At 65.9% G+C, this 21,388-nt stretch carries 20 protein-coding genes; 9 read left to right on the forward strand and 11 right to left on the reverse strand.

All coding sequences use genetic code 11. The annotated features are described in order from the left end of the window. Positions 1–57: 57 nt before the first annotated feature. Positions 58–909, reverse strand: coding sequence for a hypothetical protein (locus VGJ96_11540; protein ID HEY3287738.1), 852 nt, complete (start codon positions 907–909; stop codon positions 58–60). A gap of 295 nt (positions 910–1,204) precedes the next feature. Between VGJ96_11540 and recQ the strand changes: the two genes are divergently transcribed. The 4 genes from recQ (at position 1,205) to VGJ96_11560 (ending at position 4,243) form a co-directional block, all read left to right on the forward strand. Next, positions 1,205–2,998 (forward strand): DNA helicase RecQ, encoded by a 1,794-nt coding sequence (gene recQ, locus VGJ96_11545; GenBank protein ID HEY3287739.1) that lies wholly within the window; start codon positions 1,205–1,207, stop codon positions 2,996–2,998. A gap of 191 nt (positions 2,999–3,189) precedes the next feature. After that, positions 3,190–3,546 carry a type II toxin-antitoxin system RelE/ParE family toxin gene (locus VGJ96_11550; protein ID HEY3287740.1) on the forward strand — a complete coding sequence of 119 codons (357 nt, stop codon included), beginning with the start codon at positions 3,190–3,192 and terminating at the stop codon, positions 3,544–3,546. Beyond that, positions 3,533–3,853, forward strand: a complete 321-nt coding sequence (locus VGJ96_11555; GenBank protein HEY3287741.1) for a DNA-binding transcriptional regulator — start codon at positions 3,533–3,535, stop codon at positions 3,851–3,853. The genes VGJ96_11550 and VGJ96_11555 overlap by 14 nt, the downstream gene beginning before the upstream one ends. Positions 3,854–3,925: 72 nt before the next feature. Beyond that, a complete protein-coding gene (locus VGJ96_11560; GenBank protein ID HEY3287742.1) occupies positions 3,926–4,243 on the forward strand; it encodes a helix-turn-helix domain-containing protein in 318 nt (105 codons plus the stop codon). Between the two features lie 26 nt (positions 4,244–4,269). Here VGJ96_11560 and VGJ96_11565 read toward each other — a convergent pair whose 3' ends face one another. From VGJ96_11565 to VGJ96_11585, 5 genes are all read right to left on the reverse strand, one after another. Next, a complete protein-coding gene (locus VGJ96_11565) occupies positions 4,270–4,686 on the reverse strand; it encodes a HigA family addiction module antitoxin (GenBank protein HEY3287743.1) in 417 nt (138 codons plus the stop codon). A 13-nt stretch (positions 4,687–4,699) separates the two neighbouring features. Next, positions 4,700–4,981, reverse strand: coding sequence for a type II toxin-antitoxin system RelE/ParE family toxin (locus tag VGJ96_11570; GenBank protein ID HEY3287744.1), 282 nt, complete (start codon positions 4,979–4,981; stop codon positions 4,700–4,702). 114 nt (positions 4,982–5,095) lie between these two features. Beyond that, a complete protein-coding gene (locus VGJ96_11575; GenBank protein HEY3287745.1) occupies positions 5,096–6,556 on the reverse strand; it encodes a DUF2779 domain-containing protein in 1,461 nt (486 codons plus the stop codon). 45 nt (positions 6,557–6,601) lie between these two features. Next, entirely contained in the window at positions 6,602–7,930 is a 1,329-nt protein-coding gene (locus VGJ96_11580) for a type II toxin-antitoxin system HipA family toxin (protein HEY3287746.1), read from the reverse strand. Next, entirely contained in the window at positions 7,927–8,262 is a 336-nt protein-coding gene (locus tag VGJ96_11585; protein ID HEY3287747.1) for a helix-turn-helix transcriptional regulator, read from the reverse strand. Before VGJ96_11585 ends, VGJ96_11580 begins: the two co-directional genes overlap by 4 nt. A gap of 311 nt (positions 8,263–8,573) precedes the next feature. Here VGJ96_11585 and VGJ96_11590 point away from each other — a divergent pair, with 311 nt between their 5' ends. Together VGJ96_11590 and VGJ96_11595 are read left to right on the forward strand one after the other, a co-directional pair. Next, positions 8,574–9,134 carry a DUF2239 family protein gene (locus VGJ96_11590; protein HEY3287748.1) on the forward strand — a complete coding sequence of 187 codons (561 nt, stop codon included), beginning with the start codon at positions 8,574–8,576 and terminating at the stop codon, positions 9,132–9,134. A gap of 66 nt (positions 9,135–9,200) precedes the next feature. Continuing rightward, positions 9,201–9,713 (forward strand): hypothetical protein, encoded by a 513-nt coding sequence (locus tag VGJ96_11595; GenBank protein HEY3287749.1) that lies wholly within the window; start codon positions 9,201–9,203, stop codon positions 9,711–9,713. Positions 9,714–9,801: 88 nt separating this feature from the next. On the opposite strand, the gene VGJ96_11600 is transcribed toward VGJ96_11595, so the two are convergent. After that, a complete protein-coding gene (locus tag VGJ96_11600) occupies positions 9,802–11,607 on the reverse strand; it encodes a M28 family peptidase (GenBank protein ID HEY3287750.1) in 1,806 nt (601 codons plus the stop codon). A 185-nt stretch (positions 11,608–11,792) separates the two neighbouring features. Between VGJ96_11600 and VGJ96_11605 the strand changes: the two genes are divergently transcribed. After that, positions 11,793–12,275 (forward strand): hypothetical protein, encoded by a 483-nt coding sequence (locus VGJ96_11605; protein ID HEY3287751.1) that lies wholly within the window; start codon positions 11,793–11,795, stop codon positions 12,273–12,275. A 23-nt stretch (positions 12,276–12,298) separates the two neighbouring features. Further along, positions 12,299–12,793, forward strand: coding sequence for a DUF4149 domain-containing protein (locus VGJ96_11610; protein HEY3287752.1), 495 nt, complete (start codon positions 12,299–12,301; stop codon positions 12,791–12,793). A gap of 211 nt (positions 12,794–13,004) precedes the next feature. On the opposite strand, the gene VGJ96_11615 is transcribed toward VGJ96_11610, so the two are convergent. Further along, the gene (locus tag VGJ96_11615; GenBank protein ID HEY3287753.1) at positions 13,005–13,604 is read right to left on the reverse strand and encodes a rhomboid family intramembrane serine protease; all 600 of its coding nucleotides are present in this window, start codon (positions 13,602–13,604) and stop codon (positions 13,005–13,007) included. 48 nt (positions 13,605–13,652) lie between these two features. On the opposite strand from VGJ96_11615, the gene VGJ96_11620 reads away from it, so the two are divergent. After that, entirely contained in the window at positions 13,653–16,148 is a 2,496-nt protein-coding gene (locus VGJ96_11620; GenBank protein HEY3287754.1) for a beta-L-arabinofuranosidase domain-containing protein, read from the forward strand. Positions 16,149–16,333: 185 nt separating this feature from the next. Here the strand turns inward: VGJ96_11620 and VGJ96_11625 are convergent, their stop codons facing one another. From VGJ96_11625 to VGJ96_11635, 3 genes are all read right to left on the reverse strand, one after another. After that, the gene (locus tag VGJ96_11625) at positions 16,334–18,157 is read right to left on the reverse strand and encodes a hypothetical protein (protein ID HEY3287755.1); all 1,824 of its coding nucleotides are present in this window, start codon (positions 18,155–18,157) and stop codon (positions 16,334–16,336) included. Positions 18,158–18,187: 30 nt separating this feature from the next. Then, on the reverse strand, positions 18,188–19,096 hold the full coding sequence (locus tag VGJ96_11630) for a hypothetical protein (GenBank protein ID HEY3287756.1): 909 nt from the start codon (positions 19,094–19,096) through the stop codon (positions 18,188–18,190). 103 nt (positions 19,097–19,199) lie between these two features. Continuing rightward, positions 19,200–21,356, reverse strand: coding sequence for a S46 family peptidase (locus VGJ96_11635; protein HEY3287757.1), 2,157 nt, complete (start codon positions 21,354–21,356; stop codon positions 19,200–19,202). Positions 21,357–21,388: the final 32 nt, after the last annotated feature.

Here is a 21,388-nt window from a genome sequence, read left to right on the forward strand (position 1 = left end):
AGGTTGCGCTCGCGGGCTGGTGCTCTCTTTCTCGCCCGTATTTGCGCGACTACGTCGCTACTGCTTCTTGCTGCTGCCGAACTCGTCCGGCAGGGTCGGTCCTCCCCAGCCCAGGTTTCTTGCGGCAGCCCAACTGATATTGTTGAACCTCAAATCGAACACGTAGTAACCGTTGGACGTTGGCGACGTGGTGCTCTCGTTGCGGAATATGCCGCGGAAATACCCGCTGTAGTCCGTCGCGTTCTTGGTATTCCTGTAGAAGCCCTTTGGATTCTCGATCCCGGACAGGCCGATGGCGACGAGTTCATAGTCGTAGGTCAGGAACGTGCCCCTGGTTACCTCGCCACTTCCGGGCTGTCCGCAAGCGTTCCACAACCGGGCGTAATCTTGGGGATCTTCTCTTGAAGGATAGGTCGCGTTCCGACCCTTGACGGTTACCGTGAATGTCTCCAGGTCCTTGCTCCACCATGCGCTCTGGTTTTGCCAGGTGTCGGCATTCTCGTCGGCCATCTGAGCAAAGCCTTCGTTGACGTTGCTCGGGTTCGCTCTGCCGTCGTTTGCGAACCAGTTGGTCAGGACGACGTTATTGTCGATGTAGTACTCCGGCGCATTCCTGACCACGAAGAGCGCACCGTCCCGCTGCGGCCACGCGACGTCAGAGCAGCGTGCGTTGCGCCCGCTCTTTGCGTCGGCCCACGTGTCGTACACTGACACGCTGCCGGTGTAGCCGAACCGCTCGGACGACGCGTAGAAGTGGTCGCCGCCCGCTGACGCACTCTGTCCTTGCGACTGGAAGGCCGTGGACTGCCGTGCCACCGCGGCCTCGTTGCCGGCTATACTCGTCGGCTCCGTCGTGCATCCAGTTGAAGTCAGCACGACCGCTGCGACAATCGCTGCGGAATATCTCATCTCTCGCCTACCTCAGAAATTGAAGGACACCTGTGGTGAAGAGCGATTAGTTCGGGGCGATCAATACCACCTCACTGTCAAAGGGGCGTCAGGGCGCCTACTGCGTGATTCCTTAGAACGGCTATCTCTTTACGCCGTGCTGGAGTGTGTAGAGGTTTCCCTCGCCCGGTGTAAGGGTTTCGAATGAACTTCCGCCTCCGTCCTCGTGTGCCTCGCCGTCACTGAGAAGCGCTGCTCCGCGCGGCAGTCGCACTGCGTGCTAACGGTCGATTACCAGCTAGCTTCCTTCCACTGAATGCCCACCCCCGCCCTCACCGTCCTAACCACCGTCTTCGGCTACCCCTCCTTCCGCGGTAATCAGGCGGAGGTGATCGAGCACGTCGCCGCCGGCGGCGATGCCCTGGTGCTGATGCCCACGGGGAGTGGCAAGTCGCTCTGCTACCAGATCCCGGCCCTCATGCGCCCGGGCGTCTGTGTCGTGGTCTCGCCCCTCATCGCCCTCATGCACGACCAGGTGGCTGCGCTAGGCGAACTGGGTGTCCGTGCCGCCTATCTCAACTCGACGCTCAGCGCCACCGAGGCCGCCGCCGTCGAACGTCAGGTCCGCGCCGGCGAGCTCGACCTCGTCTACGTTGCCCCCGAACGCCTGCTCACCGATCGCTGCCTGCAGCTGCTCGAGTCGTCCACGCTCGCGCTCTTCGCCATCGATGAAGCCCACTGCGTCTCGCAGTGGGGGCACGACTTCCGTCCAGAGTACATCCAGCTCTCGGTCCTGCACGAGCGCTTCCCCGCCATCCCGCGCATCGCGCTCACCGCCACGGCCGACCGCCAGACGCGCGCCGAGATCATCGACAAGCTCCAGCTCGGCAACGCCCGCGTCTTCTCGGCCAGCGTCGACCGTCCCAACATCCGCTACCGCGTCGTCGAAAAGCTCAACGCCCGCAAACAGCTCCTCGACTTCATCCGCGCCGAGCACGCGGGCGAGTCGGGTATCGTCTACTGCCTCTCGCGCAAGAAGAGCAAGGAGACTGCCGCCTTCCTCGACGACCACGGCATCACCGCGCTCGCCTATCACGCCGGCATGAGCACCGCCGCGCGCACGCGCGCGCAGCAGCGCTTCCAGCGCGAGGACGGCGTGGTGGTGGTGGCCACCATCGCCTTCGGCATGGGCATCGACAAACCCGACGTGCGCTTCGTCGCGCACCTCGATCTCCCCAAGAGCATCGAGGGGTACTATCAGGAGACCGGACGCGCCGGGCGCGACGGGCTCCCCGCCAACGCCTGGATGACCTACGGCCTGCAGGACGTGGTGCAGCTGCGCCAGATGATTGACGGCTCCGAGGCCGACGAGGCGTACAAGAAGGTGCAGGTGGCCAAGCTCGACGCGATGCTCGGCTTCTGCGAGACCTCCGAGTGCCGACGCATGCGCCTGCTCGCCTACTTCGGCGAGAGCGGCGCCCCCTGCGGCAACTGCGACACCTGCCTCACCCCGCCCGTCACCGTGGACGGCACCATCCCCATGCAGCAGCTGCTCAGCTGCATCTACAGGGTAGGGCAGCGCTTCGGCGCCATGCACGTGATGGACGTGCTGATGGGGCACGACACGGACAAGATCCTGCATTGGCGGCACCACGACCTCAGCACCTTCGGCATCGGCAAGGATCGCTCGGCCCCCGAATGGCGCGCGATCATCCGCCAGGCTATCGCACTCGGGCTGATCGTGGTGGACCACGCCAACTACAGCGCGCTCAAGCTCACCGCCGCCGCGCGCCCCGTGCTCAAGGGCGAGCAGCGCGTGCCGCTGCGCGAGTATCGCAAGGCCGAGAAGGTGAAGAAGGCCAAGCCCACGTCAACGTTCGTGGCCGATTTGCCCGCCGAGGCGCTCCCCGTGTTCGAACGCCTGCGCGAGTGGCGGCGTGCCACCGCGGCCGAGCATGGCGTGCCTGCGTATGTGATCTTCCACGACGCCACGCTGCACGAGATTGCGCTCGTTCGCCCCGGCACGCTCGCCGAGCTCGGGCGCATCAGCGGCGTGGGGGCCAAGAAGCTCGAGGCGTACGGGGCGGAGATTGTGGGGATGGTGGGGTAACGCTCGCTGCCCGCCTTGCAGCGCGTCCCACTGGTGTCGAGCGCAACAAAACGATGATGATTGGGTCGCGGCAGGCCGGTAGCGTGGGGCGCGGAACTCGACGCTGACCGCTCCTGCGCCCGGTCGCGGGCACGCTTGTGTGCAGTAGCACTAAGTGCTACACTTCTCAGGCGCACCAGCACGGTCCAACCATGCGGGTGTTCAAGACGGCCTGGTTCGCTCGCGCAGCAAAGCGGGCGCGGATAGCCGACGCTGACCTGTGCCGCGCTGTGCGCGAGGCACGTCGGGGGCGGGCGAACGATCTTGGCGGAGGCGTTCTCAAGAAGCGCCTGAACCGGAACCTTCACCGGAGCATCCTCCTGGCGAAGGGTGGGCAGCTGTGGCTCTACGTTCACCTTTTCGCCAAGCAGGACAAGGCCAGCGTCACCCCGGCGGAACTCGCGGCGTTTCGCAAACTGGCAGCGATCTACGCCGCCCTGAATGCCAAGCAGCTGACCGAACTGTTGCTGACTGGCCACCTGAAGGAGATCTGCCGTGAGCAAGAGTAAGTTCAGAAGCCCAGCCTTCAAGTCGATCCACGCGTCGGCATCGGCACTGCTGAAGGTTGGGGCCATCAGCAAGGCGACGATGCGCGAATTCGATGAATCGTGCCTCACCGCGCCTCCAACGCTCGCGCCGCGTCAGATCAAGCAGCTCCGCGAAAGCCACCATGTGAGCCAGCCGGTCTTCGCGCGGTACCTCAACACGAGCGAGAGCACGGTGGAGAAGTGGGAAACCGGCGCGAAGCGGCCGAGCGGGATCGCGCTCAAGATGCTCGCGGTGGTGCAGAAGCACGGGTTGCGGATTCTGGGATAACGCTCCATCTATTGCTGGCTATACGCCATTGGCGTATATTTCGTACTCCCTGCTTTCGATGAGCCGAAGACGATGCGGAAGGAACTGTTCGACGAACTCCTCGAGAGCGTCACCGAAGCCAAGGCAATTGCCCGCGGAAAGAAGGCGCCGTCACGCGCGTTCGGTGCCGCCGAAGTGCTCGATGGCCGGCACCCTGATGTCGCTGCGCTCCGCAGGCACTTCAAGTTGAGCCAGTCCAAATTCGCCGCGCTGCTCGGCATCAGCGTTGACACGCTGCAGAACTGGGAGCAGAAGCGTCGTCGGCCTGAGGGGCCAGCGAAGGTCCTTCTTCGCATCGCGGCCACGCATCCGGAGGCGCTATTGGACGGGGCCGCCGCCAGGGCGTCGTAACGGCGGGGGAATGCGCTCGCAGATTCTCAACGCTTGGTCTTAGCGTTTCGCTTCGTTGCCTTTCGGCGCGGCGTGTTCTCGCTGACCCGCGACGAGTTGGTACGGCGGAACTCCGCCTCTGTAGGAATCGGCTGTACCGGCAGCGGCTTGATGCGGGCCAGATCGTCCTTGATGGCCTGACGCGCGTCCCAGAGATCGACATCCCGCTGCAAATCGAGCCAAGACTCGGGCGACTGGTTGAACAGGCGGCCAAGCCGCAGCGCCATGTCCGCGCTGACGCCACGACGCTCGTTGATGAGCTCGTTGATGGACTGCCGGGAGACGCCGAGGGCGGCTGCCAGGGATGTCACCGTGTACCCGTAGTCGGGTAGGTAGTCCTCTCGTAGGTGCTCCCCGGGATGCGCCACACGGTACTGGGGACGGCCGGTCACCGGAATGCTCATAACAGATGCCCTCTCAGTGGTAGTCGCAGAACTCCACATCATATGCGTCGCCGTCTTCGAATCGAAAGCAGATGCGCCACTGCCGGTTCACGGCAATGGAGTACTGACCAGCACGATCACGCTGCAGCTTGTGCAGCCGAAATCCCTGTGGGAATCCCAGTTCCCCAACAGATCGTGCGATCTCAATGCGTTCGAGGCGCTTCGCCGCGCGCCAGGCCAGGTCAGCCGGAACGCCAGGCGCGCATCCAAGCAAGAACAGTTCCTGCGTCCGCCTGTCACGAAAGTTCTTGATCATGGAATGTACCGTGTCACGTGACACGTGACAAGTGACGGTGATGGCACAACACCCAGACCATCATTGCGCCTGGGTGCTTCGGTGCCGTCGTCATTCCATCGCTGTTGGGATCGTTCAGCCGCCCCCGCGCAGCCTTGCCGTCGCCTCGTGCAGCCGCACCATGGCCAGCGTATCGAGCTCGCAATACCGCAGCAACTGCTCCCGCTTGGCCGGCACGAGCTCCTCGTCCATCACCTTCACGCGCATCAGCCCGAACACGCCCAGCGCGTCGTCGCCGTTGTTCACCGGCAGCGACTTGTAACTGAGCTCGGGGACCATCACTGGCAGCACCTTCTTGATGGACGTGCGCCCCAGGAACTCGGGGTGCTGGTACCCGTTCTTGAAGACCGGCTCGAGGTCGAAGAGCCGAGCGATGACGGCGTTGATCTGGTCGGCGAGGGCGGGGAAGGTCTTGGCGAGCAAGCCGAGCTGCTGCTTCTCGAAGCTTGAGTAGACGACGATGGAGCCTGAGGTGCCGAGATCATGCAACAGCACCTCGGTCATGTAGAGACGCCAGTCGCCGTCGGCCGGCGCGAGGTATTCCATGTGCGTGACCGCGGCGCCGGGGGCGTCCTGCCGGTGCAGCGAGTACTGGAACGGCACCATCTGGTACGGCTCGCACTCCTCAAACCACGGGAACGGCGGCGACACCGACTCGAAGTCGAGATACCGCACGGGCCACTGCACCTGGTCGAGGATGCGGAGCCCGTCGGCATTCACGGTGGGCACGCCGGCCTGCAGCACCTCCACCACGCGACGCTGGTTGTCGGTGAGTTCCACGTTCGCCGGGAGACGCGAGATGCGCTCGTACTGCTTGAGCGCCTCGAACTTCTTCTCGGTGATGCGCGGAATCATGAACAGCGGGTCGGGGATGCCGCGCCCCACGCACTGGGTGTCGAAGTACTCGCACTTGCGGCAGGCGAAGATCAGCTCCGGCGTGGGACGCTCGTCGGCCGCCACCCTGGCGTACACGTCGTCGGCGATCGCCGCGAACTCCGCGGCGCGCGCGTTCACCAGTTCGCTGATGTCCACCGCGTGGAACGGCTCGGCGGTGCCGTTCAGCCGATACTCGCCGTTGATGAGCACCAGCAGCGATCGCGCCACCCTGATCCCCGCTCCCGCTGCCACCATCCGCGTGTACGCGAGGTCGTCCACATACTCGGCGTCCACCTTCTCGTCCGGCTTGAACTTTCCCGACTTGATCTCGATGAGATCCCACTCGATGCCGTGCCGGCGAATGGCGTCGGCGCGGGCGACGAGTCCGTTCCACACGAAGGTGGTCTCGAAGAGCAACTGCTGCGACGCATCGGCGACGTACGCCTGCGTGTCTTCCATGGCCGCCTCGAGGGGAGTACGCCGCAGCATCACGCCGTCGCCCAGCCAGATGCGGGCGCGCTCGTGCACGTGTGCGCCCACCCAGAAGCGCCACTGCAATCCGGGGCCGGGCACTTCGTCGGGGGCGTGGTGCAGGTACCAGCCCTGGGTGCGGCAGGTGACACCGGCGAGGAAGGCGCGCTTGGCGATGCGAGTGGTCATGGGCATCGAGGCAAAGGTCGGAATCGAAACGTCGGGTGCGTGATGCTACACGAAGCGCCGGAAATGGGCGCGCAGTTGCGTGATCCACGCGTCGTCGAGCTCGACGGCGCGGGCTTCGGTTTCCCACGTGGCCAGCGCGCTCTCCACGTCGGCGATGATGTCGGCGCCGTCGCGCCGCACATCGAATTGACCGCCGATGGTCAGCAAGTCGTCACGCGAAAAGTCCTCCACCTTGCCGTTGGCGCGCATCTGGTGCGTGCGCGTCCAGTTGCTTCCCACTGCCCAGGTGACATCGAAGGCCGGCGCCAGGCGCCACGTGCCGTGCTCGTCCATGAGGAACGCGAGGTTCTTCACGTGATCGTCCTGGTTGCGCGCCGCGAGGTTGAAGACCATACGCCGGTAGGCCTGCTCGATGTCGGGCTGGTCCATGCCGAGGTCGCGGATGGCCCGGAAGTAGTCTTCGTACGACGATACGCCCGGCTGGCGATAGTCGGAGTGCAGCAGGCCGCCCAGGCTGTGCAGGTGCAGGCGCGCGTCGCCCACGCGATCGAACCGCCGCACCATGAAGTGCGCGTAGCCCCGTTCGTGCAGCAGGTGCGTCTCGGGCATTTCGATGCCGGCTCGGCGCGCCATCTGGGCGTACGCGTACTCAGTGCGGCCATAGGGGCCCGGCGCATCCTGCTTTCGCGCCACCGGTCCGCCGCCGCCGTCCGACACGCCGTCGAACTTCAGCAGCCAATGCTCGTCGCCGGCCTTGCGTGGCGCGAACGCCGACTTGAGTCGCGTGAGCGCCGGATTCCAGAGCACCAGCGCCTTGGCGCGGGCGCCGCCCGCCGAGGCGGAGACGCGAATCATCTCCGGAATGGCGATGTGGGGATCGCCGTCCACCAGTCGCCGGGCATCTTCCCAGAGGGCGCGAATCTCGAGCGCATCGTCGGCGGCCCGCGTGCGCCGCTCGATCGCGGGCCGAAACTCGAGCGCGCCCATGGCGCGGTTGCCGAGGTACAGGAGTTTCTGCACCGGACTGAGCGCTTGGTTGGGACGCTTGACGCGATCGAAGTACGCGCGGATGGCCGTCGTGCCGAAGGCATCGGGGAGACAGTCGGCCAGCACACCGGGGAGTCCGGCGAACGACTCCGTGCGGCGCAGCTCGGGGAACGTTCGCGGGCCTTCCGTCGCGAGCGGCAGATGGACCGGCGAGATCTCGAGACCGGAGCGACGAAACGCCGGCGTGTATTCGAACGTGATCTCGCCGGTCGCGTCCTCGGCGACGGCTCCGACTTCCTGGTCCCACAGGAAGATCTTCGCGACCGCGTAGTCGTCGGGGACCGGGCGACGGCGCGTACGGCGGCGCACGGGTTCCTGATCGCTCACGGCTTGGCCGGTGGGTCTTGTGGCGCGCGCGGCTTGCGGGCGCGCTGGCGCTCGTGACCGCCGAAGTGCGCGAGCGCGAGCGGCGAGACTGTGGGCGCCGGGAGGAAGTTGTCGAGCGCCTCCACCTGGTCGAGGGCGCGGAGAATGCGCACGACCGTCTCCATGGTGGTGTTCTCGCCGTGTTCGGCGCGCGTCACGCTCATCACGCTGAGGCCGGCCGCCCGGGCGACATCGGCAACGGTTCGATTCTGTCGCAGCCGCAGTCGTTGGAGGCGCGCGCCGAGCAGCGTGAGAATCTCGTCGGTGGTACCGCTCCTCGTGATCCTATTCATGGTATGATCGGGTGACGATTTATGAAGTATAATATAACTCTTTTGATTCATAATGGCGTCTAATTCGAATAAAACAACTTATATGATGCTATATAGTACAATCGTGCGCTACGCCAATCGATATGTTTGTATGATAATATAACATTTGTTATAGATAAACATCATCCTATATGTTAGCTATGCATATAAGATAGTTTAACATACTAACTATGTGCAAGATCTCTGAGTGGCGACTGATTATAGCCGGATGATATTGCGCTCTCTAAATATCCGGATAATATTTAGTGCACTCTCAGGCCTGAAGGTGTGCAATGTCTGACCAGCTCCCGACTTACACCGCCTTCCTCTCCAACCGCCGCCTCGCGCACGGCCCGCTGGCCGACGTGGCCATCGCGGTGAAACGAGCCGAGTCGGCGGTGCCGGTGCTGATCTTTGATGATGGCACCGGCCGGCAGCTCGACGTGGACACGCGCGGATCGGACGACGAGATCCGCGCGCGGTACGCGCCGTCGCCCGCGCCGCCGCGCGGGCGCGGGCGCCCCAAGCTAGGCGTGGTGCCGCGCGAAGTGACGCTGCTGCCGCGTCATTGGGAATGGCTCAACGCGCAGCAGGGCGGCGCGTCGGTCACGCTGCGGCGCCTGGTGGATGAAGCGCGGCGTGCGAGCGGCGATGCACATGTGACGAAGGCCGCGCACGAGCGCGCCTATCATTTCATGTACGCCATCGCCGGCGACTTCACCAACTATGAAGAAGCCACCCGCGCCCTCTTCGCCAACGATCGCGCGCGCCTGGAAGAACTCACGCAGGGATGGCCGCCCGACATTCGCGCGCATGCGCTGATGCTCGCGTTCGCCGCCGACTTTGTGACGTAGGTAGTAGCATCTGCCGGGAAGACCGTTCATGTTGAATTAGTCCCCCCAACCCGAGGTGTCCGGGCCATGACATTTCCCATTCGTACCGCCGCCGCGGCCATTGTCGCTGCCGTCGTTGCCGCCGCTCCCGCCGCCCGCGCCCAAACGGACACCAACGCCGAGCTCCCGATGCTCGGCGGGTGGACGGGCCAGTTCCGCGAGGTGCTGATGACGCAGAACTCGCGCAACGCCGGCGGCCTGACCGGACGCATCAGCGGCACCGTCACCATGCAGCCGGTGCACGAAAGCGGACTCGACCTCTACTCGATCGTGATCCTGGTCTCCACCACCACCCCCGACGACGAACTCGAGTGGGGTGTGTCGATGGGACGCTGCGGCTCGAAGCTCATCATGGTGGAGCACGCCAACCAGCTCCCCGGCTTCGTCACCCGCTCCGGCGGCGACGGCGAAGTGCGCCACAAGACGATGCTCAACCTCAACGCGCAGGCGAGCTATCAGGTGGGGCTGTTCCGCAACGGGCACGCGCAGCAGCACATGATTGCATGCGCGAATCTCAAGTACGACGCCCGCATGCGGTGAATACGACAGAGTACGACGGAGTACGACAGAGACCGGCAGTCACTGCCGGTCTCTGTCGTCTTCTGTCGCATTCTGTCGTACTCCGCCGTTACGGCAACGCCGTCTTCGGCGCCCGTGACGGCTTGGTTCCGTTGATACGCGGGCGCGGACCGTTGCCGACTTCGACCGTCAGGTCCTTCAGGTAGTTGGTGATCTTGGCGTAGTGCGGATAGTCGATGAACTCGGCTTCGTCCGACAGCTGGTGATAGTCGCCGTGCAGGCCGGTGAAGAAGAAGGCGATGGGAACGCCGGCGCGCGCGTAGTTGATGTGGTCGCTGCGCGCGTAGAGGTTGTTGTAGCCGCTCCACGAAATCGTGGTGTCGAACTTGAAGTCGAGCGTCAGCGGCTTGGGCTGCTTCTTGTTCACGGCGAGCACCTGGTCGCCGAGATCCCGGGAGTCGAACGAACTCCCGATCACCCCCACATAGTCGCCGCCGCCACCCGGCAGATCCTCGGCCCGCCCGCGCCCGATCATGTCGATGTTGATCTGCGCTACCACGCTGTCGATGGGCACCGTGGGATTGGCCGTGAAGAAACCGGAGCCGAGCAGCCCCGCTTCCTCGCCCGTGTGCCAGACGAAGAGCGTGGAGCGCCTGGGCTTCACCTTCATGCTCGCGATGTACTCGGCGATCTCGAGCACGCCCATCGAGCCGGAGCCGTCGTCGTCGGCGCCATTGCGGATGCTGTCGAGCCGCGGCTTGGGATGCGCCTTGCGGATGCTGTCCATGTTGACGCGAATCGCCGCCATCTTCTGCGGGTCGAGCGCCACCATGTTGTTGGCGAGCAGCAGGCGGTTGCGGATGTCGTTGAACGCCTTCACCGAGTCCTTGTCCACCGGCGTGTTGCTGAAGCCCACGTGATCGTTATGGGCGCCAATGGCCACATACTGGTTCTTCAGCGCCGGATCGCTCCCAGGGATGATGCCGACGACGTTGCGCGCGAAGTCGGTGGGGAGTTCGATGAAGTCGAGTGACGCCGTCACCGATCCGCCGGTGGTGCCGAGCGGGATGCCGTCGATGTTGGCGCGACCGAAGAGGCGCGCGGCGGCCGCCTTGGTGAGACGGAAGTTCGCCTGCGGCTGCAGTTGCTCGATGAGCTGCTTCATCAGCGTCAGCGAGTCGGGCTGCTGTGCCTGCGCGCCCGGGCCCCCCGGGCGGCCGCCGACGCCGCGCGTCATCGCGAGCGAAGCAACCGTCGGCTGGTTGATGGCCGCGCGCTGCGCCGCTGTGAGTTCGTCGAGATTGATGGTCGCCACGGCCACAGCGCCATTGAGGCGCGTGGGCGGCGGGGCAAAGCCACCGCGTCCACCGAACTGGCCAACCGGCGCCGTGGACGGCGGGGCAGGGAGGAGCACCACGAACTTGCCGTTCGCCTGCGCGGCCGTGATCTGCCGCGTGGTGTCGCCCGCGACGCCGCCGAAGATCACCGTGGCGCCGCTGATCGCGCGCGGGGCGCGCAGTCCGGGCACCGGCACCCAGTCCTTCTCCCACGCGAGCGGATTGCCATCCACCGTGAGGCGCGAGTGACTGGTGAACTGGCGCAGGTGATACGGCATCACCTGGAAGTAGGTGCCGTTGTCGCCGGCGGGGAGCACACCGAGCCGTTTGAGTTCGGCGGCGATGTAATCGGTTCCCTTCTTGTTGCCGAGGCGGCCGATCTGCCGCCCCTGCATGGAGTCGTCGGCGAACTGATACAGGCGCACCTGCAGGTCCTTCACCGAGATGGCGGCCGACGTGGGCGCCGGCGCCATCGTGGGCGGATTGCCGAACCGGTTGAGCTTGCCCTGGGCGCGCGCATCGCCCGCCGAGGCAAGGACGAACGCCGTGAGGGAGACGGCGATGAGAACGTTCTTCATTCAGGCTCCACGCTGGGGAACTGCGGAAGAAGCTAGCGGTACCACTACGCACGTGGTCAGTCCAACCGTTGAGCATCAGGCGTGTTTGCGCGAGGCACGCTCCGCCAGACGCGTCCTCGCGCACCGCGACTCACCCGTTCATGTTTCATGGGCGCCCCCCGCGCACCCTTACTGGATCTCGAGTCATGCGCCGAATGTCTGTGGTCGTCACGATCGCTGCGGTCCTCATTCCCGTTGCCGTCCAGGCGCAGGGCGCCGATCTCGGCAACTATAGCGGGGCAGTGCGAGCGACATCGTTCTCCGGCGGCAAGGATGCCTCTCGCATGTCGGGAAGCGTCAATATCACGCCGTCCGCGAAGGAGGGCGTCTTCAAGGTGGAAATCCGCCTTTCCACGATGGGGGCCTCGGCGAGCTCGAGCTCGACCGGCATCCTGCAGTGGAGCATCTCGCCGGGACGCTGCGGATCGCGCGTGCAATTCCTGGTGCCGCCGGGTGAGGCGCCGCCGCTCGAAGTGCGCAGCGGCGGCAACGCGGAAATGACCTGGGAAGGGAGGATGCCGCTGGTGGCGAGCGAAGGCAACTATCAGCTGATGATCTACGACCGGGGGTTCCGCGAGCAGGACATCGTGGGGTGCGCGAACCTGAAGTACAACAAGCCGAAGTCGTAACCTCCACGCTCGCTCCCCACCCCATGCCGTCGCTCTACTACGTCAGCGTCACCATTCACGTCCTCGCGGCGCTGGTCTGGCTGGGCGGGATGTTCTTTCTTGCGCTCGTGGGCGCGCCGGTGCTGCGCGCCGTCGAGAACCCCGAGTTGCGCCAGCGGCTCTTCGACCAGCTGGGGTACCGCTTTCGCTCGGTCGGCTGGATGGCGCTCGGCGTGCTGCTCGTCACGGGGGTGTTCAACCTCTGGTCTCGCGGCGCGCTGAACGTCGCGATGTGGCGCGATCCGGGGTTCAGCAACTCCAGCTGGGCGACGGCGCTGAAGATCAAGCTGGCCGCGGTGCTGGTGATGCTGGTCGTCGAGGGTTATCACGACTGGGTGCTCGGCCCACGCGCGGGACAAGTGACGGCCGGATCGCCCGAGTCGCTCATGCTGCGCCGGCGCGCGTCGCTCTACGCGCGCGTAAGCGCGATCGCCGGCATCGTCATCATCCTCGCGGCGGTGCGACTGGCGAGGCCCTGAGTGCCTGCGCTGGCCTTCTTCACCACGGAGGCACGGAGAACGACCTGAGGGCCACGGAGAACCGCCACAACTGGGGTAACGACATCGCGCCATGCAGATCAATGCGTGGCGCTCGCTGTTACCCCAAGAAGTTGTAGTTCCTCCGTGGCCCTCAAGTAGTTCTCCGTGTCTCCGTGGTGAAAAAGCCAAGAATGCCACACCAAACTCAGCCTTACCGCTGACGCTTGTGCAGTGCCCGCGCGGCGAGCACACCGCCGATGAAACCGCCGAGGTGTGACTGCCAGCTGATCCCCACCTGGCCGGGGAGGACGCCAAGCACCGCGCCGCCCCACATCGCGGTGACGCCGAGGCTGACGAGGACGGGCATCACGCGCCGGGCCCACCAGCCGCTGAGCATCAGGTAGCCGAGATAACCGAAGATTACGCCGCTCGCGCCGATGTGCACCGTGCCCGGCGCACCGAGCGTCCAGGCGGTGATGCCCGCGCCAAGTGCGGCCGACGCGGAGACGATCCAAAATGTCCGGCGCCCGGCGAGCGCGAGCGTGAGCCAGCCGAGGATCAGCAGCGAGACACTGTTGGCGGCGAGATGCGCGACGCTGCCGTGCAGAAACGGCGCGAAGAGAATGCCCCACAGTCCCTGCTCGGTACGCGGGACGATGCCGAAGTGATTGAGCGCGCCGCCAAGGATGGTGTTCGCGCCGAGGGTGGCCCAGGATATGCTGAGCGGGGTGCCCAGCGTGACGGCCTGCGCCTTGACGGTGCCGGCGAGCGAGGTTGCCTTGCGGGTGACGAGAGAAGAGCGAGGCGGCATCTTAATAAGATGAGCGAGAGCGACCAACATTCGACAGCGGGTGTTCCCATGGACTCGGCACGTCGCGATTTCCTCAAGCGTTCCGCCACGACGGCCGCCGCCCTGACGCTCGGCGCCGACGTGGCGTCCGCAGCGCCGGTGAAACGAGCGGTCGGTGAAACTGTCACGGGGGACGCCTTCGCCACCGAGCGGCGCCTGATGCGGGCGCGGCCGGTGCCGCTGGCCAAGGTACGCCTCACCGGCGGTCCGCTGAAGCACGCGCAGGAGATCACGCTCGCCTACCTGCTCTCGCTCGATGCCGATCGCATGCTGGCGCCCTATCGCGCACGCGCCGGCTTGGAGAAGAAAGCCGAGCCGCTCACCGGATGGGACGGCGGCGGTCGCAACCTGACGGGGCACATCGCGGGGCATTACCTGTCGGCGGTCTCGCTGATGTACGAGGCCACGGGCGATGCGCGCATGAAGGAGCGCGCCGATTACATCGTCCGCGAGCTCGACGTCGTGCAGCGCAAGAACGGCGACGGTTACCTGGGGGCGCTCGAGGGACTGCGCGAGGCGTTTGCGCAGGTGTCCAAGGGAGAGATCCGCTCGGGTTCATTCGACTTGAACGGGCTCTGGTCGCCCTGGTACACGCTGCACAAGACGTACGCCGGATTGCGCGATGCGTATCGCCACACGGGGAACAAGCTGGCGCTGCAACTCGAGGTGAAGTACGCCGCGTGGGCCGAGGGCGTGCTCGCGCCGATGAGCGACGCGCAGGTGCAGAAGATGCTGCTCACCGAGCACGGCGGGATGAACGAGGTGCTCGCCGACCTCTATGCCGACACGGGCGACGCGCGCTGGCTGGCGTTGTCGCGGCGGTTCGAGCACCACGCCTTCACGCTCCCGCTCAAGCGGCACCAGGACAACCTCAGCGGCAAGCACGGCAACTGCCAGATCCCCAAGCTCATCGGCTCGGCGGCGCGGTACGGCTACACCGGTGACGCCGACGACATCGTGGCGGCGTCATTCTTCTGGGATCGCGTGGTGCGGCATCACAGCTACGCAAGCGGCGGGCACGGACTGGAGGAATACTTTGGGCCGCCGGACCAACTCGCCTTGCGCGTGGACGGGCGCGCCGCCGAGACATGCAATGTGTACAACATGATCAAGCTGACGCGACAGCTGTTTGCCTGGCGCCCCGATGCCGCGTACGCTGACTTCCAGGAGCGCGCGCTCTTCAATCACATTCTCGCCTCCATCGACCCCGAGGATGGGCGCACGTCGTACATGGTGCCGGTGGGGCGCGGCGTGCAGCAGGAGTATCAGGACATGCAGCGCGACTTCACCTGCTGCGTGGGAACGGGGATGGAGAGCCACGCCCTGCACGGCTACGGCGTCTGGTTCGAGTCTGACGACACCATCTGGGCAAACCTCTTCGTGCCGAGCACGGCGCAGTTCACGCTCGGCAAGGCGACGCTGGCGATGGATACCAGTTTTCCCGATGGCGACAGCGCGACGATTCGGGTGACCGTGCCGAAGGCGACGACGTTCACGCTGGCGGTGCGACTCCCGTATTGGGCGGGCGATGGCTTTGCGATTGCGGTGAACGGCAGCGCGCTCGCGCAGCCGGCGCAGGCGTCGCTGAGTGATCCCGTGGCGGGCGGACGCGCCGGCGGCGTGCACAACGAGAGTGACGCGCCGGCGAGCACCTACGTGTACATCACGCGCATGTGGGCAACCGGCGACACCGTGTCGGTGTCGATTCCCAAGTCGCTGACGCTCGAGCCGACGCCGGACAATCCGAACGTCACGGCCATCATGTGGGGGCCGCTGGCGCTGGCCGCCGATCTCGGGCCGCGCGACACCAAGCGCCGCGAGGACGATCCATCGGGACCGGTGCCACTGCTCGTCTTCGATACACGCGCGCCGAGCGAGTTCCTCGAACCCGCCGGACGGGCCGGCGACTTCAAGATGCGCTGGGCAACGCAGCTGCTCGAGCCGCGTCGACCGGGGCCGGCGCTGACCTTCCGGCCGTTCTATCGCACGCATCGGCGGACGTACAGCGTGTACGTGGACCTGGTGACTCCACAGGGCTACGAGACGCTGTGGGCCGCGCGCGAGAACGAGCGCCGGAACGCGGAACGCCGGGACTTCGTGACGGTGGGGCGCGTGGTGGTCGGCGACGCCGAGTCGGAGAAGGCGGCCAACTACACGAGCGAGCCCAAGGACCGGCCGGTCGGGCGCGGACGCAAACCGAACCGCGGTGGCAGCGGGTGGTTCTCGTACGACGTGAAGGTGGACGGCACGGTGCCGGTGTCGCTGGCGGTGACGTACTTCAACGAGCACGGCTTGCCGGCGCCGCAGGGGAAGTTCGCGATCATCGTGGAGGGGGCTGAAGTTGCTCGCTACGCGCCGAACGTGGTGAAGTCGGGGTTCTACGAAGCCGAGTATGCGGTGCCTACGGTACTGACGCTCGGCAAGAAGAGCGTGACCGTGCGGTTCGAGGCCGACTCAGGATCGCGGATTGTTCCGGTGTATGGGGTGCGACTTGTGCGGAGGTAGAGGACTTTTTCACCACGGAGGCACGGAGAACTGCCTGAGGGCCATGGAGAACTACTACAACTGGGGTAACGACATCGCGCCACGCAGAGTTTCGCGTGGCGCGCGCTGTTATTCAAAGAAGTTGTAGTCCCTCCGTGGCCCTCAGGTCGTTCTCCGTGCCTCCGTGGTGAAAACAGCTGCCACAATCACACAATCCCAGCCCGTGCCTTCGCCTGCGCGATGATCGCCGCCATGGTGGCGCGGTGCTGGGTGAAGGTGTCGTCCACGACCTGCAGTGTGGGGATGGCGTTGGGATTCAGGCCGAGCGTCTCGGTGTTGAACCTGGAGAAGCCCCACTCGTGCACACCGCTGCTGCCGCGGCCGGGGGCCGGCGCGCTGAGGTGCTGGTAGAAGCGCGCGTACTTGCGCCAGCGCGGGCCGCCGCCGGCGTGGAACATGGGAATGAACTCGTACAGCGCGTCGTACGGCATCTCGCCGACGCCCACGACCTTGGGGAAGCGCTCGCGCAGGTCACGCACCATGCGGCGCGTCCCTTCGTGCATGTCGCCGGTGGTGGAGTTCACGTGCCCGCCGACGATGTCCAGGAAGTAGGCGTCCACCTGGTACCGCTCGATCACCTCGGCGATGCGCGCGGTGAGATAGTTGCGCCAGCTGTCGGCGCCCAAGTTCATGTAGGTGAGCCAGGCGTCCTGGTGCCGGTCGTTGTTCCAGTCCACCCAGTTGATGTCGTACTGGTCGCCGTCAATCTTGTGCGTGGCGCTCGAGGCAATCTTCGGCCAGACCGGCTGCCTGCGATTGGCGGCATTGGTGCCGAACATCGGCATCATCTTGAAGCCCAGCGATCGTGCCTCGCTGATGAGCCGCTTGAAGCCCGCCTCGCCGCCCATGCGCTGCGGGACGACATAGTTGGGATAGTCCCAGTAGTAGCGGCCATCCCACGACGACAGGAAGACCAGCACGCGGTGCGGCGGAATCTGCGTCGCCATCCAGCGCAGGATCTCCAGCTGTCGCGCGTAGTCGTTGAAGATGAAGCCGGTGTAGTGCATCCCGTGCAGCGTCGTCACCATCGCCACGTCGCGCATCCACTGCGGCATGTCGGGGCGCGTCTCCCACGGCTGGAGGTTGAAGGCGCGCTCGATGTGCTGCATGTGCGGCGTCATGGCCTCTTCAAACGTGACGGCGCGCCCCATCTGCCAGCGCGGCACCACCACGCGCGCGTCGTTGCGCCAGGCGTCATGCTCGTAGATGCACTCGGTGCGGAAGCCGCGCTCGCCCGCCTGGAAGAAGTAGCGCTTGGGGCGCACGCGATTGTCGAGCGTCGTGAAATAGTGGAAGTCCGCGTCGCCCGCCTGCACGATGGCCACCGGGGTGTTCATGCTCTGCGGGGTCTGCCCGCCGTGCAGGTCGCCGGCGCCGAAAGTGTAGCCGCCGAGCACGTCGCCGTCGCGAGTGTCCTGCGGCGTGCCGCCGCCAAAGGAAACCTTGCCGCGCGGGACGTCGCGGATGACGGTGGTCACCGTCTTCACCGGGCGGTGCATCTCGGCGGTGACGTCCCACGTGATCGTCGAACCCTGACGCGCGAACTTCACGGTCACCGTGCCGGGCGCCTTCTCCTGTCCGCCGGCCCAGACCATCCCCGTGCAGGTCAGCTCGAGTGCGTCCTCATTGCCGCTGGTGCGCATGAGCGCGCGGTCCATGGCGTACGTGTTCTCGTCGGTGAAGACGAGAAAGCTGAAGCGATGCCCGCCAAAGACGACCGCGGGTTCCGGAAAGTCGAACGAGAACCGCATGAACGAGTCGCCGCGCGCCGGCGTGAAGACATCGGACGTGGAATAGAGTTCGATGATGTCGCCGGTGGCCAAGTGCTGGTGCAGGGGCGCGGGCACGGTGTGGTGCTCGGACACGGGGGAATTGCCTTGCGTGGCCGTGCCATCGTGCGGCACGAACGCGGCGGCGCCGGCGACCCCAACGGTCTTGATCCAGTCGCGGCGGGAGAAGGGGTTCGTCATGGCTAGGGCGGTTGCGCGCTCGCAGGAGCGCTAGAACTTCCACGCGGCGCCGAACCACGGCACGAGGACGGTCCCGCCGCCCGTGCCGAGGACGGTCACGAACCCCATGTCCCAGGAAATGCTTTCGCCGGTCGTGCGAAGCCCCGCCGAGACGAGCGGGTGGTCCTGCACGTTCGGGAAGATCCAGTTCTCGGTGACGAACGAGAAGCGGCGAGACAGTCGCCGCGTCGCGCCCACCATCGCCATCGGGTTGCGCGCGGCCTTTCCCTCGGCGAACCCGTATCCGCCGCCCAGGGTCAGGGCACCATCGAGACCGCCCCACGTCGCTGCGCCGTACGCGATACCGAAGGTGTTCACGCTCCCGGCGACGTCGCTGAACGGCGCGCCGCCGACAAACAGTCCGACCGCGGTGTTGAGGCGTTCGGACTGCGTGAGGCCGAGCTTGGCCGACAGCAAATAGACGTTGTTCTTGATGAAGTTGTCGCTGGGAATCAGCGTCATGGCGCCGCCGAGCGTGAACCGGTCGGTGACGCCGCCATAGCCATCCATGAAGAGCACCCAGTGGTTGGCAACATACCCCTCGCCCTTCTTCAGGGTGCGCGCAGTCGGGCCGAAGAACAGGCGCGTGGCGTTGGGGTCGTCGGGCCAGTACTCCCCGCCGTGGATGGACGTGGCCCGCACGAGCGTGACCGTGCGCACATTCGCGCCGCGCACGACGAACGTGCCGGCCATGGACTCGACGCGCGCCGAGTCGCCCCAGGACTGCGTGATGCGCCCGAGGACGGTGGAGCCGTCGCGCAGCTTGATGAGCTGGCGCGCGCTGGTGTCGGGGGCGACGGCGAGCACGGGGCCGCCGGCCTGGGCGTGCGCCGCGGCGGGGGCGAGGAGGGCGAGGAGGGCGCAGAGCGCGCCGGCGAGGAGAACGAGGCGAGAGGGCATGTGTTGAATACACGCCGCGTCGGCAATTGGGTCAATAGCACCCACCCGCCGGCCGCGACGCGCGCGACCGGCGGGTGTATTGGTAACTACTTGATACTAAATACTACTTCTTCGCGGCGGCCGCCTCGAGCTCCTGCGTGATGCGCGGCAGGCCGTACACCTTCTTGAGCGCCTCGGTGATGCCGGCGGTGTGCACGGCCACCGTGCGGGCCACGTCGTCGGTGAAGATGAAGCGGTTCGGCAGGCTCTCGATGTTGCCGTCGAAGACCAGGCCCACCACTTCCGCCCTGGCGTTGATCACCGGGCTGCCGGAGTTGCCGCCGATGATGTCGTGCGTGCTGGTGAAGTTGATGGGCGTCGTCATGTCCACCGCGGTGCGGGCGTTCACCCAGCGCGGCGCGAGCTGGAACGGCGGCTTGTTGTCGAACTCGGCGCTGCGGCCGTAGAGACCGTAGATGCTGGTCTTGTACGGGGCGATGGTGCCGTTGTACGGGAAGCCGGCGACCACGCCGTCGGTGATGCGCAGCGTGAAGGTGGCGTCCGGCGGCAGGCTCTCGCCGTAGGCGGCGTAGATGGCCTGGCCCACCAGCTCGACGTTCGCGCTGATGGTGGTGTTCAGCTTCATCGCGCGCATCGAGTGCCTGGTGGCCATCGGGTTCACCTGGCGGGCGAACACGATGAGCGGGTCGGTGCTGGCGGCCACGGCGGCGGCGCCGCCGTCGAGCAGCGCCTTGCGCGCCTCGACCTTGGTGAGCGTCGTGTTGTCGAGCAGGGCGGCGGCGGCTTCAGCCGGCGCCTTGCCGTTCAGCGCGAGCTTGACGAACGGGTCGTTCGGGCCCAGCGCCTTGAGCGCGCGCTCGAACTGCATGGCGAGGAGCTGCTTGTCCATCGCGACGTCCACCGGCATGCTGGCGCCAATCTGTCCCTTGGCGCGCGCGAGGCCCGGGCCGCGATAGGCCTGGAGGCGGAGCGAATCGGCCAGTTTCTCCTGCTCCGGAATGCGGACGATGCCGGCGGCGAGATTCAGCAGCGTCGAGCCCGCGAACCCCTGGAACTGCTGGGCGACGAAGAACGAGCCCAATTCCTTCTGCGCGGCGGCGATGTTGTCCCACGACTTGCCGTACTTGCCGGCGAGGTCGGGCTTGCCCAGGATGCGCGCGCGGAAATCCTTCTCGAACGCGGCCTTCTTGGCCATGATGTTCTTGTCGATCAGGCCGGCGTTGTAGCCCGTGACGGCCTTCTGCGAGTTCTCGAGGCCGAAGACGGTGTTCTCGTACATCCGCTTGTTGGCCTCGCTCTGCGCGACGAGCGCCTTGAAGAAGGCAATCTGCGCCTTGTAGTTGGCAAGCTGGAACGGATACTGGTAGTCGCGCAGGAATTCCATCTGCGCCATGGTCAGCAGGCGGCCGGTGCTTCCCGGGTTGCCGACGACGAACGTCAGCTCGCCTTCGCCCGCGCCCTTGGCGTTCCACTTGAGGTAGTGCGGCGCCTTGAACGGGGCGTTGTTCTCGTAGACGCGCAGCAGCGTGAGGTCGAGGTCGTAGCGCGGATACGTGAAGTTGTCCGGATCGCCGCCGAAGAACGACGTCCCTTCTTCCGGCGCCATCACGAGGCGGACGTCAATGTAGCGCTTGTAGCGATAGAGCGAGTACTTGCCGCCCTGGTAGAACGTGACGACCTGGCAGGTGAGGCCGCCCACCGAGCAGGCGGCCTGGATGTCGTTGATCGCCTTGTCGCGCTGCTCCACCTGCTCGGCGGTCTTCTTGGAGGTCACGGCCGCGCGCACCTTGGCGGTCACGTCCTCGGTGCCGACGAGCTGGTCGGCGTACATGCCGGGGCACTTCTTCTCGTCCTCGAGCTTGGCCGAGGTGAAGCCGGCCTCCTGGTAGCTCGTGTCCTTGGGCGAGACGGCGGTGATGCAGCCGCGGGCGCAGTGATGGTTGGTCATCACCAGGCCGTTGTCGCTCACGAACGACGCGGAGCAGCCGGGGATGCGGACGGCGGAGAGGCGCACATGCTCGAGCCATTCCTTGGTGGGCTCAAAGCCGTAGCGGCCCTTCCAGTAGTCCATCGGCGGCGCGTCGAAGGTCCACATGGTGCCGAATTCCTTGATCCAGCCGCCGGGGCCGGTCTGCACCAGGGCCGCGGCCGCCGCTGGCGCCTTGGCGGCCGGCTTGGCCTGCGCGCTCGCCAGCGCCGGAATCAGGAGCACCGCGATCAGGGCCGCGAGGAAGCGGATGCTGCGAAGAGATGAGATCATATGAAAGAGGGGGTGAAGAGGGCGGAGTGCGG

It is taken from the genome of Gemmatimonadaceae bacterium (assembly GCA_036504815.1).
GTDB lineage: Bacteria > Gemmatimonadota > Gemmatimonadetes > Gemmatimonadales > Gemmatimonadaceae > PNKL01.